The sequence below is a fragment of the Paenibacillus beijingensis genome, from assembly GCF_000961095.1.
Lineage (GTDB): Bacteria > Bacillota > Bacilli > Paenibacillales > Paenibacillaceae > Paenibacillus_O > Paenibacillus_O beijingensis.
The window spans coordinates 1,559,134-1,572,384 of record NZ_CP011058.1; the positions used below are offsets into that span (position 1 = coordinate 1,559,134).

A 13,251-nucleotide genomic window follows, 5' to 3' on the forward strand; every position below is an offset into this window, starting at 1 on the left:
AGCCTTTGTCGGAATTGCAGGTAGGTTTAATATTCATTTTTCAATTAGCCGTTTGCCGGGAAGCAGCTTTTCCTCTTTGTTTCATGAAGTAGCTCAAATAACAGACGGCAACAAACGGGATCCCGCAATACAGCGCAATCCTTTGGTTTGGATCAAACGCGAGTCCGATGCAGGATGCCAGACATAACAGAAACGCCGCAATCGGAACGAATGGATACCACGGAGTGCGGAATTTTAAATTCCGGATGTCTCCTCCCTCCAGGATAAAACGGCGGCGGAACATGAATTGCGAGGCGGCAATCCCCATCCAGACCGCAACAACCGCAAATCCGGAGATGGCGATCAGCACCAGATATACCGTTTCGGCCGCAATAATGCTGGAGAGCAGCGACAAGCATGCAACCGCCATGCAGGCGATTAACGCATGAAGAGGCACGCCTCTCTTCGTCACTTTCCCGAATATTGGACTGATCATATTTTCCTTGGACAGTGCCCACAGCATACGCGTCGATGCATACAGCCCCGAATTGCCAACGGACAATAATGCGGTCAAAATGACGAAATTCATGATATCGGCGGCATAAGGGATCCCGATTTGATCGAATACCGTAACAAACGGACTCTCGATTACGCCGGCTTCCTTCCATGAAATGAGACCGGACAGGACAAATACGGCCCCGATAAAAAACAGCAGCGTCCGCCAAACGACATTGCGTATCGATCTGGGAATATCTCGCTCCGGCTGTTTCGTTTCACCTGCGGTAACGCCAATCAGTTCCGTCCCCGAGAATGCGAAGTTTACCGAGATCATCGTAATCAGCACCGGTATAAAGCCGTTCGGCAGCAAACCGCCCTCCCCGACCAAATGGGACAGCATTGGCGCCTCGGCCGTTTCCTTCATCGGAATCATTCCGAACATGGCCGCTCCGCCCAAAACAATAAACAAAAGGATGACCACGATTTTAATGGCGGAGAACCAAAATTCGGACTCGGCAAAAAATTTGACGGTGAACGCATTCAAAATGAATAGCAAAGCTGCAAAAACAGCGCTCCAAACCCAGACCGAAACCTCAGGAAACCAACGCTGCATCAGCAGTCCGCACGCTGTAAATTCAGAGCCTACCGTTACCACCCACGTTAGCCAATAGAGCAGCCCTATCGTAAATCCGGTCGCAGGTCCGATAAATTTCGTCGCATAGGTCTGAAATGCCCCCGTGACGGGCATGGCCACACTTAATTCACCCAAACACTGCATGACCAAGTACATGATAAGCCCGCCGATCAAATAAGCGAGAATGGCTCCGCCGGGACCTGCCTGATTAATAATATAGCCGCTGCTCAGAAACAGACCGGCACCGATGACACCGCCAAGCGAGATCATAAATAAATGCCGGCTTTGTAACGTCCGCTTCAGTTCATGCTCTCTGTTGTCGTTTGCGTTCATTGTGATCTCCTCCAACGTGTAAAGAAGCTTGTGCTTATCCCTTCTGCAGATGATGAGCTCCCGATATGCCAGGAGACGTCATCTCGTACGGGTTCAAAATATCGTCCAATTCATCCTTTGTCAGAAGCTGCTGCTCCAGACAAATAGCCTGAATTGTCCGTCCGGAATGCAGCGCTTCTTTTACGAGCCTGGAGGCCGTTTCATAACCGAGATGAGGGTTTAATGCGGTCAGAATGCCAAAGCTTTTGTTGACATGCTCCCTGCAGACGTCTTCATTCGCTTCCATTTCGTCAAGCGCAAACCGTCCGAATACGTCCAGGCCGTTGTGCAAAATGGTAAGGGATTGCAGCAGGTTATTGGCGATTACAGGACCCATGACGTTAAGCTCAAATTGTCCGGCTTCCGCAGCCATGGAAATCGCCAGGTCATTGCCGATGACTTGAAACGCGACCTGATTGATCACTTCCGGTATAACCGGATTTACTTTGCCGGGCATAATGGAAGAGCCCGGCTGCCGGGCCGGTAGACGGATTTCGCCAAAGCCCGTTCTTGGCCCCGAAGCCATCAAACGGATGTCATTTGCCATTTTCGACAAATTAACGGACATGATCTTCAGTGAAGCGGACAACGTCGTATACGCATCCGTATTCTGAGTCGCATCAACGAGATCCGGCGCCGATTTGATCGGCAGTTGGAGCTGCTGGGCCAGCAATTCGGCGGCCCGAACGATATAGCGGGGATCCGCGTTCAACCCGGTTCCGACTGCGGTAGCGCCGATATTTACCGTCAGCAAAGCATCCGCCGCCCGCTGAATCCGCTCCCGGTCGCGTCCGATGACCCGGGCGTATGCGCCAAACTCCTGGCCGAGACGAATCGGTACCGCATCCTGCAAATGGGTTCGTCCCATTTTTATCACACGGTCGAATTGATCCGCCTTCTCCTGCAGCCCCTCCTGCAGCAGCCGCACCGTCTCAAGCAAGCGCATCGACAGGCGATAAGCGGCAATCCGGATCGCCGTCGGAACCGTATCGTTCGTCGATTGCGACATATTGACGTGATTGTTCGGGGAACAATAGAAATATTCGCCCTTTTGCTTCCCCATCAATTCCAGCGCGCGGTTTGCCAGCACTTCATTCATGTTCATATTAATCGAGGTGCCTGCGCCGCCTTGAATGGCGTCGACGACAAACTGGTCGGCAAATTTTCCTTGGGCCGCCTCTTCGGCTGCCTGTACAACCGCGCTGCCGACAGCATGCCGCAGAATGCCGATCTCCATGTTTGCTGTTGCCGCCGCTTTTTTCACCTCTGCAAGCGCAACGATAAGCTCCCGGTGTACAGGTACACCCGTAATCGGAAAATTTTCCGTTGCACGAATCGTCTGAATGCCGTAATACGCTTCGGAGGGAACCATTCGTTCACCCAAAAAATCGCGTTCGATTCGATAAGCCATACGCCTTCTCCTTCCGCTCCTGCACCAGTCCGCCCGCTTATTGAGACATGTTCAAACAAACGACTTTCGTCTCGGTCATATCCTGAAGGGCGAACTTGATCCCTTCCCGACCGATCCCCGATCCTTTCACGCCGCCGAACGGCATGGCGTCGATGCGGTAATCCGAGCTGTCGTTGACCATGACGCCGCCCACTTCCAATCCGCGAACGGCACGGAACGCCTTATGGATGTCGCGGGTGAAAATGCCGGCATGCAGTCCGAAGGCGACATTGTTGGACCGCTCAATTGCCGTTTCAAGATCCGGCACCGGATACACGGTAACAACGGGACCGAACACTTCATCCTTTGCCAAACGGCAGTCGTGCGGAACCTGTTCCATAACCGTAGGCGCAAAAAATGAACCGTTGCGCTTGCCTCCGCACAGAAGCCTGCCGCCTTGTTCGATCGCTTCCTGAACCCAGCTTTCGACGCGCCTCGCTTCTATTTCATTAATAAGCGGCCCCATATCCGTTTCTTCATCCAGCTTGCTGCCGGTCCTGTACCTGCTTGCGAGATGAACGAGCCGAGAGACAAACGCGTCGTAAGCGTCGTTCTGGACGTAAATCCGCTGCACGCCCACGCAGTTCTGGCCCGCAGCCCAGAATGCGCCGGAAACGGCCGCTTCGGCCGCGGCTTCGATATCTCCATCGTCAAGCACGATCATCGGGGAGTTGGAGCCGAGCTCCATGCTCATTTTTTTCAGTCCGGCCTTCTGCATAATGGCTTGTCCGGTAGCAAGACCGCCCGTAAACGAAATCATCCTCACATCCGGGTGTGTAACCAGAGCGTCACCTATTTCAGCCCCATAGCCGGTAATAACCGTCAATACTTTGGAGGGCAGGCCCGCTTTCTCAAATGCCTCCGCCAGCAGCAGGGCGCTCAGCGGCGTGACAGCGGTGGGCAGCACGATGATCGCATTGCCTGCAGCAATCGCCGGACCGATTTTATGGGCAACCAGGTTAAGCGGATCGTTAAAGGGCGTAATCGCTCCGATGACGCCGATCGGGAACCGGTAATAATAGCCGATGCGCTGTTCGCTTCCCGGCATCTGGTCGAAAGGAATCGTTTCGCCGGCAATGCGTCTGGCTTCCTCTGCGCTGATCCGAAGCGTCTGGACGCACCGGCTCACTTCCTTGCGCGCTTCGCGAATCGTTTTGACACCTTCGCGGGCGATCGTAACGGCATACGTTTCCTTATATGCTTCCACCCAATCGGCAGCACGGTTCAAGATGGAAATCCGCTCATGAACCGGCATCGCTGCCGCGATTTTAAACCCTTGTTTCGCCTGCTCAACGGCATGCAGCATATCTTCTTTGCTTGCGGCAGGCACCGTCGCAAAGAGACTGTTATCTTGCGGATCGCGGACTTCAATGATCCGCTCTCGGAATACCCATTCACCGCCAAGAAACATCGGACGACGCAACCCAGTCATCATTTCCATTGCCATTTTACACTCTCCAGTCATGATGGTGATAAATGCTGATTACAGCTGATTACGGTTAATATTGATCAGGTCAATCAGAATGGAAAATCCCGTTTCTTTCCTGCCGGCCCCTGCGCCGATCAGCGTAATCGGTCCAGCCAAATCGCAATCGTAAGTCACCGCATTTACCGCGCCTCCCACACTGGAGAGAGGATCGGTTAACGGAACCGCTTCCGGACCGACCTTGGCGATGACTCGGTTGCCTTCCTTGCGGCAGGAAGCGATCAGCTTCCATCGTTTCCCTTGCGATTTGGCGGTGTGAATATCTTCCTGTGTCAAATGCACGATGCCCTCGCGGGAAACATCATCCCGCGAAAGCGGAATGTTCATAACCGTATTGGCAAGTATCGTAATTTTATATTGCGCATCGTATCCTTCCACATCGCTAGTCGGATCGGCTTCCGCGTAGCCGAGGGACTGGGCTTCGGCCAGTGCATCCTCATAACGAAGCCCTTCTTCCATCCGGGTCAAAATAAAATTGGTCGTCCCGTTCAAGATGCCTTTGACTTCCCGGATCTCATTGCCTGCAAGTGAAACGAGCGGCATGCGGAGCGAAGGCGTTCCGCTCATGACCGTACCTTCGAATCCCCAGCACACGCCGTTCTCCTTCGCGATCTCCGAAAGTTCCTTGTACGCCAGCGCAACAGGCCCTTTGTTGCTCATCACCACATTTTTCTTGCTCTCGAATGCCGCTTTGCAATGATCGATCGCGGGTTGTCCGGTGTTCACGTCGGTAAAAGTCAGTTCAACGATCGTATCCGCGTTTGTCTCCGTGATTGTTTGGAAGCTGTCCCAACCGCGGATCAGCCCCGACTCTTCCGGATAGGCATCCAGAGTGCCGGTTTCCTTAACCGCCCGCAGCACCTCTGATAAATCCAAACCGTCCGGGTTATAAACTGCCCCCTTCATTTTGTCGGAAATGGCGACTACTTTAGGCTGAAACCCTGTGTCTTGCACCAATGACCCGGCTTTCTCCAGAATAATTTCCGCCAACCCCTGACCGACGACGCCAAAACCAAGCATTGCGATTTTATGTTCCATGATTGCACCTTCCTATGAATAAATTTTATACATGCTGCTCAAGCTTGGATTCCAAATATTCAAACGCCTGTTTTAAATCCGCAATCAGGTCCTCGGTATCTTCAATGCCAACGGACATTCGCAGCAGTCCCTCTGAAATTCCAAGAATCTGTCTTTCCTCCAATGTACATTCCACATGGCTTGTCGTTCGCGCCGGCCCGTAAATCGTTTCCACCGCTCCCAGATTCCCGGCGCGATTGGCATATTTGAGTTTGGGAAGCATCACCTTGATCGCTTCCATTTCGCCTTTGAGAACCATGCTGACGATTGCGCCGAAACCGTGCATCTGCCGTTTGGCGATATCATGGTTCGGATGGGTTGGGAGTCCCGGATAATATACGGCTTCGACCATCTTCTGCGACTGCAAAAATTTCGCGATTTCCATTGCGCTTCCGCTTTGCTGGTTGACGCGCAGTTTAAGCGTCTTCATCCCGCGCAGGATGAGATAAGCCGACCAGGGGTCCATCGTGGCGCCGTTAATTTCCCGGTAATGATAAATCTTGTCGGTCAGCGCTTTAGCTCCGCATACGACGCCGCCGAGCGCATCAGCATGGCCGCCCAGAAACTTCGTGGCGCTGTGAATGACAAGATCGGCGCCCAGACGGAGCGGATTCTGATTGATCGGCGTCGCGAATGTGTTGTCGACAAGCACCAAGGCGCCTACGGCTTTTGCGGCTTTTGCCAGCCGGTTGATGTCCGTAATTTTCAGCGTCGGATTGGTCGGCGTTTCAAGATAGACAATTTTGCAGCCTTTGGCGATCTCGCGTTCCATCTGATCATGATCGCCGGTCGTACACAGCTCGACATCCACATCAATATTCGGAAGAAATTCGGTGAATATTTTATTCGTTCCGCCATAGGTGTCCTTAACGGACACGACCCGGTCACCCGGCCGCAGAAATGTATACAACGCGCTGCTGATTGCTGCCATTCCCGACGAAAAAGCAACCGCGGCTTCTGCACACTCAAGCGTCCGGATCTTCGCTTCGAACGCCTGCACGGTCGGATTATCCATCCGGTTGTACGTATAACCCGGCCTGTTGCCAAGAGCCGTTTCGTACCATTCATCTACGTCGTCGTAATCGTAGGCTACACTTAACACAACGGGGACCTGTGTCGCCCCAAAAGCTCGGAAAGGCTTCTCGCCCGCCCAAACGACTTTAGTTCCGCTGCCGGCCTGTTCCATGCTGTGGTCCATAAGTTTTCACCCTTATCTTTTCTGAATTAAAATATACTATATATTGTATACAAATTTTCGCTGAGTTGATCATACCACCGCCGCTCCCCTTTATCAACACCTTTTTTCCAACGCCTTTATCGCTCTAATCGGTCTGTTCCCCCGTAATCAGCCGCCCTGTGCATGCGATTCAGCCATTGCCAGCATTTTATTTTTGCGTAAATTAGTGTATATTGTATTTATCGCAAGGAAATGAAGGAGGTTTTCTTATTACGACCAAATACCTGTCCCTCAAAGAGCATGTATATGAATATATTGCCGAACGCATTCAGAATGGCACCCTTCTTCCGAAACAAAAGGTGAAAGAAGATGCCATATGCAAAGCTTTAAACGTCAGCCGCACTCCCGTTCGGGAAGCGCTGATTCAGCTGGCTTCCGACAACCTGCTCGAGTTTGTTCCACGGAAGGGATTTACCGTTAAAGAACTCGATACGAAAAAAAAGCTGGACGTCTTTCAGATCATCGGAACATTGGACGCTTTAGCCGCAACGTTGGCCGTAGGCCAGCTCTCCGACAAAGAAATCGCCCAAATGGAAGCGCTCGTTATCCAAATCGACCATGCGATCGAACAGCAAAACTACAATGACTACCAGAAGTACCAAAATGAATTCCATAACATATACGTTAATAAATGCCATAACGATACCTTGATCGAATTGCTGAAGTCGCTGCAAAACAGCTTCATACGCAATATCTATTTGAGCGAAAACAAACAAAAACTGTTCACCGTTTTGGAAGAAATGAACCGGCATCACAAAACGATCATCCAGTTGTTTCTTAACAAGGACAAGCAAAAACTCGAAGATTTCATTAAAAACGTACATTGGAAAATCGATTACACCGATATGATCTAAACTGACAAATGATAATGAGCGTTCCTTAGAAAACAATCAGCGGCCGATCCCCGGTTAAATGCCGGGAATCGGCCGCTGATTGCAGATGCTCCGTTTATTGTTTCATCTTCTTCGGGCTACAATTTAATCGTTTGTCCCGCAGCTTCGGATTTGAACGCCGCCAAAATCACTTTAAGCGAGCGCAAACCCTCTTCCCCGGAAATTGTCGGAGGTGTCTGGGTCACGATGGATTCGACAAAAGCGTCGATCACTCCGCTCGGCACCTGTTTTTCATTCGTGGCCATCGCACCTACTTTATAGGTTTCTACGCCGCCGTCAGTCTTTTCGACGATGACCTCGTCGCCGTCTACCGTCCCGATTTTGATGACGCCATGCTCGCACCAGAGCACCGTGCTGTTGTCACCGCCTTTGTACTGCGTCCAGCTCGCCACGAGCGTGCCGATGGCTCCGCTCTTCATCCGCAGAATACAAACCGCGTTGTCGTCCACATCGGTTCCTTCTTTATGAATGGTGCCGACAAAGCCCGCAATTTCCGCAACTTCGTCATTCAACAGGTAACGGATAAAGTCGGATTTGTGTACGCCAAGGTCTCCCATCGCGCCCATAACTGCTTCGTCTTTACGGAAGAACCAGCTGTCGCGGCCGTCTACGCTCCAGCCTTCCGGTCCCGGGTGGCCGAATGAAGTGCGGAAGGTCAGTACTTTGCCAAGCCTGCCGGATTCGAGGATTTCTTTTGCTTTGACATGCGGCGGCATGAGCCTTTGATTGTGTCCGACCATCAGGTAGACTCCGCTGCGCCGCGCCGCCTCGATCATCTGCTGCGCTTCTTCCTCCGAGGAAGCCATCGGTTTCTCGACCAGAACATGTGCCCCGGCATTGGCCGCGGCAACCGTCATCGGCGCATGCAGATAGTTCGGCGTACAAACGCTGACGGCATCAACCTTTTCGTTTGCCAGCAGTTCTTCAAAGCTTGCGTAGCTGCTGCCGCCGTAAGTTTCCGCCATCAACTGCGCGCGTTCGATAACCGGATCGGCAAACGCAACCAGCTCTACGTTCGGATTGGAGGCATACTCCGGAATATGTCTGCGCTGCGCGATCGCGCCGCATCCGATTACAGCCACTTTTATTTTATCCATTGGCTTGATCTCCTTTACAGGAAAGATTAAATGAAGTTCAAATAATGCCGTTCCACCCAGTTCAAGCTATTCGCCACGCTTTCGAGCGGAGGGTTCTGGCATACATCCTGCTCGACGATGAGCCACTCCACTCCTGCATCCGAAGAAGCCTGGAGAACCGCCGGCAGATCGACGTCGCCTTGACCGAGCTCCAGCGTTTTCATGCTGCCGTCTTCATTGCGGGTGAAATCTTTCAGATGGAGCAGCGGCAGGCGGCCTGCATATTTCGGAATGTAAACGAGCGGATCTTGCCCTGCGAATTGAACCCAGCAGACGTCCATTTCGACCTGAACGGCTTCCGGACTTGTAGCTTCGTAGAGAGCATCAAACACAGACGTTTCACCGATACGGCTTTCGAATTCGAATTCATGGTTGTGGTAGCTGAAGATGATTCCCTGCTTGCGGGCTTCCGTTCCCACTTCCTGAAAAAACGCAAACCGGCGTTTCCAATCCTCTGCGTCTCTCCGATCTTCCTGATTGACATAAGGACAAATCATATATTTGGCCCCAATGGTTGTTAAATAATCGATTTCTTGCTGCAGATCGCTTTGCAGAGCTTGCAGCGACACGTGGCTGCCGATCGCCTGAAGTCCAAGCTCCTGCAGCAGCGATTTCATCTCTTCCGCCGGAATACCGCCATATCCTGCGAATTCAACGCCTTCATACCCCAATTCAGCCAACTTGCGCAGCGTGCCCCGAAAGTCTTGTTCCATTTCATTGCGGAGTGTATACAACTGGATACCGACACCCATTTTTCTCATTGATTCGCACCTCGGATCGTATATTCAAAATAACTGCTAATGGGTATCATCTTAAACGAAAGCAAGCTAAAATGAACATAAACGATCTCCTTGTTACCTGAACTATTTGGCTGTAATTTTGAATGGAGGATGAACCCGATTTGCAAACCTCACTATTAATCTGCGGATATTCCTATCATTCGGAGCCCTTTAAAGACAGCCACAAAAAAATGACCCACTATCTCTTCCGTTTGCAGACGGAAGGCTCCAGCCGCGTACTCTATAACGATAAGGAGTATCCGCTTCAAAAAGGCGACCTGCTGCTGATTAAACCCGGGGACGCCTATGATCTGCGAGTGGAAGGCTCCAGCGACGAAGGCAGGGTATCCAGCGGAGATTATTATTTATTTTGCAACGGCTCATGGATTGATGATTGGTGGAAACGCAACGACCGTCCTGCGGTCACCCGCATTGGGATCGATGACAGACTGCTCGGTCTGTGGAGGAATCTCATTCTGGAAAAACGCCGGGCACCGTTTGAAGAAAATGTGGAGTTGACGGACTATTTACTTCGCAGCCTGTGCCTGTACTTGGACCGGGCGGTCACCGAGAGCATGCAGACGGACCGCTCCACCTTCATGGCCTTGAAGCTGAAGCGGTTTATCGAAGAGAATGCCACGGTTACGTTCAAACTGGAAGAAGCGGCTCGTTATGTCGGGCTTAGCTTGTCGCGGGCCGTCCATCTGTTCAAAGCCTGCTACGGCAAAACAATGATTCAATATGCGATTGAGGTCCGTCTGAATGCAGCGCTGGAGCGGATGAAATACAGCTCCATGACGTTGGAGCAGATTGCCGAAACGTGCGGCTTCGCCAGCTATTCGTATTTCTATCGGGTTTTTCGCGCCCAATTCGGGATCTCGCCGGTAAAGTTCCGCGCTTCGGAAACTGAAGTTTCGAAGCCGCGCTAAATGATTCGCCTGTTTATTTGGAATGCCCGGCCCCGCTCGCGGACGGCTGCTGGCTAACCGTGTAAGCGGATCGGCTTCTCACATCCAGCCGGCAGCTGATGACCGCAATGCCGCATGCGGTTAATGCCATAACGCCTGCGATCCAAGGAAGATGAATAAGACCCGCCTGCTCGGCTGCCGCGCCGCCGATCGCCGCACCGCCGGCAATCCCGATATTCGCCGCCGACGGAAGAAGCGAAGCGGCGAGATCTTTGGCGCCGGGGAAATACCGGTTGGCCAAATCAATTAAATACAGCTGGGCCGCCGCATTGAGCATATAAGAAACGCCCGCAACGAGGACGAGACAGATCAACCCGAGTACAGGAATCGGGGCGGTTAACGAAAACAACGCGAACACAATCGCTTGGGCGAGTAAAACGAACCTCATCTTGCTTACCGCATTGCCGGCCGCCGCTTTTCCGCCCAGCCAGTTGCTCACAATCGAAGCAAGTCCGTAAACGAGCAAGATCCAGCTTATATAGCGCTGCGGCACATGCATGACATCCGACAGCAGCGGCGTAATATACGTGTAGATTTCAAATACGGCCCCGATTCCGAGCACCGGAATAAGAAACGCGAGAATAATGCGCCCGTTGGTCAGCAATCCGACCTGGTCCTTTAACGAAATCTTTCCCGCTTTCGGCAGCTGCCTCGGAATATAAATGTAATTAAGGAACAGGGCGATTAAAGCCATCAACGCCGTCAGCACAAATGCGGCCGGCCATTCAAAATGCTGCCCTACATAGGTTCCGATCGGAACGCCGAGTACGTTGGCGATCGCAAAACCTCCCAAAATGGATGAGATCGCGCCTCCCCTTTTCCCGATCGAAACGGCATCGCTTGCCACCGAAATGGCCTGCGATACGGCAAACCCGCACACAACGGCCGTTATAATTCGCGTAAAAAGCAGCAGACCATAGGTCGGGGATAAAGCGCTGAACAGATTAAACAGCAGAACAAGTCCGATTGCCGTGAGGATCGCCCCGCGCTTCGGAAACCTGCTGGCTGCAGCCATAACGACCGGTGTCCCGATCGCATAGGCGATCGCAAAACCGGAAACGAGCGCTCCGGCCTTCGCCACCGTAATGCCAAAGCTTTCCGACACTTCGGACAGCAGCCCGACAATGACATATTCGGTCGTCCCGAGCACAAACGCCATAAACGTAAACGAAAAAATTAACGCATTTTCTCTCTTTGAACTCATCACGCACTCCTATCTTCTCTCTATATGCCGCCTAACATCAGGAAATGCTTCATACACTCCATTGATCTATGAAATAATTATACATCAATCGTTTCATGATCAGACCGTCAACTTATTATCCAAATTAGCGGAATAGCTCATCGATTTGGCACTAAGCCGAATAGTTGGCACCGGGGTCACGGCATCACGAATTGATCCGCTTACGTTGCGTTGATCCGCCAACAACAAAAGGATCAAGCTCGTGTCCTTGTTTCCGGACATAAAGCCTGATCCTTTTAGCAAAACAGATCTCCCCTTTACCGCCGCCCGCTCAGCCGTGCGGGTGCGGATGCGGATGGGAATGCCCGTGACCCAAAGCATCCGGGTCGGCCGCATATGTGACGGAAAGCTCGGCATAAAAGACGCCCTTGTGCACTTGAATCTGGCGGTGCAGCGTGCGCAGTCTGGACAGCAGCCCGCGCACGACAATCACTTCAAGACACTGGGTCTCGTTCAAATGGACATGCATCGTGGAAATGATGTCCCGATGGTAGTGATGCTGCAAATTCATCAGCGCATCCGGGAGTTCCCGGACATGATGGTCGTACACCGTCACGATCGTGCCGGCTACCTGGGCGTCCGGGTTAAGACGGGATGGTTCAAGCAGCGCTTTGCGCGCCATATCCCGGATCGCCTCGGACCGGTTCGTGTAGCCCTGTTCTTCGATATATCCGTCAAATTGCCCGATCAGCCGGGCAGGGAATGCAACCCCAAACCGGATCAGTTCTTCTTTGTCCGCCATGTTCACACCCTGTCGTCAGTCGTAATCTTTGTGCACCCATTCGTCCTCCGGAAGTCCGAGATCTTCGCCGGAATAGCGCTGCTCCAAAAAAGGATCGGCATAGTTGTGGAAGCCGTTGCGCTCCCAGAAGCCGGGACGGTCTTCGGTCATAAATTCAAACCCGCGCACCCATTTCGCGCTTTTCCAAAAGTACAGATGCGGGACAAGCAGCCGCAGCGGGCCGCCGTGCACTTCGCTCAGCGGCTGGCCGTCGTACTTGAACGCCAGCAAAATGTCATCGCCCATCAAATCTTCCAGCGGCACGTTCGTCTCGTAATCGGGATCGGCATGGATCATCACATGACGCACCCCTTCCCCCGGCCTGATCCCGGCATCTTGAAGCAGATCGCGGAAACGGATCCCTTCCCATTCCGTATCCAGCTTGGACCAGCGCGTGACGCAGTGAATGTCGCATTTTACCTTCACTTTGGGGAGGGCGTCCAGCTCGGCGAACGTGTACGTGCGCTCCGTATCCGCATCCCCGAACAGCCGCAGCGTCCAGCTGTCCATATCGTAGTCGGGAATCTCTCCCTCGTGCAAAATCGGAAACCGTTCCGTCACAACCTGGCCGGGAGGTACGCGGTCTCCGTAAGCCGGATCGGTCTTGATCGGCGTTTTGCGGGCGGCATCGGCACGCTTCTGACGCTCGGCTTTATCGTTAGCCGCTTTCATGAAATCCCTTCTTTCTTGAAACTGAAATAACCGCCCCAAGGATGAA

At 52.5% G+C, this 13,251-nt stretch carries 12 protein-coding genes; 2 read left to right on the top strand and 10 right to left on the bottom strand.

Annotated elements, in window-relative coordinates; translation table 11 throughout:
- Positions 1-40: 40 nt before the first annotated feature.
- Genes VN24_RS07040 through VN24_RS07060 form a run of 5 tightly spaced genes read right to left on the bottom strand, consistent with a single transcriptional unit; the run spans position 41 to position 6,694 of the window.
- Positions 41-1,444 (bottom strand): amino acid permease, encoded by a 1,404-nt coding sequence (locus VN24_RS07040; protein WP_045669812.1) that lies wholly within the window; start codon positions 1,442-1,444, stop codon positions 41-43.
- Positions 1,445-1,478: 34 nt separating this feature from the next.
- The gene (locus VN24_RS07045; RefSeq protein WP_045669813.1) at positions 1,479-2,894 is read right to left on the bottom strand and encodes an aspartate ammonia-lyase; all 1,416 of its coding nucleotides are present in this window, start codon (positions 2,892-2,894) and stop codon (positions 1,479-1,481) included.
- A 37-nt stretch (positions 2,895-2,931) separates the two neighbouring features.
- Complete coding sequence (locus tag VN24_RS07050) at positions 2,932-4,380, bottom strand: aldehyde dehydrogenase family protein (protein ID WP_420798607.1); 1,449 nt, start codon at positions 4,378-4,380, stop codon at positions 2,932-2,934.
- A 36-nt stretch (positions 4,381-4,416) separates the two neighbouring features.
- Positions 4,417-5,457: a homoserine dehydrogenase gene (locus tag VN24_RS07055; RefSeq protein ID WP_045669814.1), complete on the bottom strand. Its 1,041-nt coding sequence runs from the start codon at positions 5,455-5,457 to the stop codon at positions 4,417-4,419.
- 25 nt (positions 5,458-5,482) lie between these two features.
- The gene (locus VN24_RS07060; protein WP_238590853.1) at positions 5,483-6,694 is read right to left on the bottom strand and encodes a cystathionine gamma-synthase family protein; all 1,212 of its coding nucleotides are present in this window, start codon (positions 6,692-6,694) and stop codon (positions 5,483-5,485) included.
- 212 nt (positions 6,695-6,906) lie between these two features.
- On the opposite strand from VN24_RS07060, the gene VN24_RS07065 reads away from it, so the two are divergent.
- Complete coding sequence (locus tag VN24_RS07065) at positions 6,907-7,587, top strand: GntR family transcriptional regulator (RefSeq protein WP_052702833.1); 681 nt, start codon at positions 6,907-6,909, stop codon at positions 7,585-7,587.
- A 116-nt stretch (positions 7,588-7,703) separates the two neighbouring features.
- Here VN24_RS07065 and VN24_RS07070 read toward each other — a convergent pair whose 3' ends face one another.
- Positions 7,704-8,723 (bottom strand): Gfo/Idh/MocA family protein, encoded by a 1,020-nt coding sequence (locus VN24_RS07070; RefSeq protein WP_045669815.1) that lies wholly within the window; start codon positions 8,721-8,723, stop codon positions 7,704-7,706.
- 26 nt (positions 8,724-8,749) lie between these two features.
- Positions 8,750-9,523, bottom strand: coding sequence for a sugar phosphate isomerase/epimerase family protein (locus VN24_RS07075; RefSeq protein ID WP_045669816.1), 774 nt, complete (start codon positions 9,521-9,523; stop codon positions 8,750-8,752).
- A 140-nt stretch (positions 9,524-9,663) separates the two neighbouring features.
- Between VN24_RS07075 and VN24_RS07080 the strand changes: the two genes are divergently transcribed.
- Positions 9,664-10,470, top strand: coding sequence for a helix-turn-helix domain-containing protein (locus VN24_RS07080; RefSeq protein ID WP_148505206.1), 807 nt, complete (start codon positions 9,664-9,666; stop codon positions 10,468-10,470).
- A 13-nt stretch (positions 10,471-10,483) separates the two neighbouring features.
- Here the strand turns inward: VN24_RS07080 and VN24_RS07085 are convergent, their stop codons facing one another.
- The 3 genes from VN24_RS07085 to VN24_RS07095 all read right to left on the bottom strand — a co-directional run bounded on the left by VN24_RS07085 (position 10,484) and on the right by VN24_RS07095 (position 13,205).
- Positions 10,484-11,713 (bottom strand): MFS transporter, encoded by a 1,230-nt coding sequence (locus VN24_RS07085; RefSeq protein WP_045669818.1) that lies wholly within the window; start codon positions 11,711-11,713, stop codon positions 10,484-10,486.
- A gap of 310 nt (positions 11,714-12,023) precedes the next feature.
- The gene (gene nikR / locus VN24_RS07090; protein ID WP_045669819.1) at positions 12,024-12,494 is read right to left on the bottom strand and encodes a nickel-responsive transcriptional regulator NikR; all 471 of its coding nucleotides are present in this window, start codon (positions 12,492-12,494) and stop codon (positions 12,024-12,026) included.
- 15 nt (positions 12,495-12,509) lie between these two features.
- Positions 12,510-13,205, bottom strand: coding sequence for a sulfite oxidase-like oxidoreductase (locus VN24_RS07095; RefSeq protein WP_045669820.1), 696 nt, complete (start codon positions 13,203-13,205; stop codon positions 12,510-12,512).
- Positions 13,206-13,251 lie beyond the last annotated feature (46 nt).

Coding starts and splice junctions, on each gene's coding strand:
- VN24_RS07040 (WP_045669812.1), bottom strand. CDS start 1,444: ATGAACGCAAACGACAACAGAGAGCATGAACTGAAGCGGACGTTACAA.
- VN24_RS07045 (WP_045669813.1), bottom strand. CDS start 2,894: ATGGCTTATCGAATCGAACGCGATTTTTTGGGTGAACGAATGGTTCCC.
- VN24_RS07050 (WP_420798607.1), bottom strand. CDS start 4,380: ATGGCAATGGAAATGATGACTGGGTTGCGTCGTCCGATGTTTCTTGGC.
- VN24_RS07055 (WP_045669814.1), bottom strand. CDS start 5,457: ATGGAACATAAAATCGCAATGCTTGGTTTTGGCGTCGTCGGTCAGGGG.
- VN24_RS07060 (WP_238590853.1), bottom strand. CDS start 6,694: ATGGACCACAGCATGGAACAGGCCGGCAGCGGAACTAAAGTCGTTTGG.
- VN24_RS07070 (WP_045669815.1), bottom strand. CDS start 8,723: ATGGATAAAATAAAAGTGGCTGTAATCGGATGCGGCGCGATCGCGCAG.
- VN24_RS07075 (WP_045669816.1), bottom strand. CDS start 9,523: ATGAGAAAAATGGGTGTCGGTATCCAGTTGTATACACTCCGCAATGAA.
- VN24_RS07085 (WP_045669818.1), bottom strand. CDS start 11,713: ATGAGTTCAAAGAGAGAAAATGCGTTAATTTTTTCGTTTACGTTTATG.
- nikR (WP_045669819.1), bottom strand. CDS start 12,494: ATGGCGGACAAAGAAGAACTGATCCGGTTTGGGGTTGCATTCCCTGCC.
- VN24_RS07095 (WP_045669820.1), bottom strand. CDS start 13,205: ATGAAAGCGGCTAACGATAAAGCCGAGCGTCAGAAGCGTGCCGATGCC.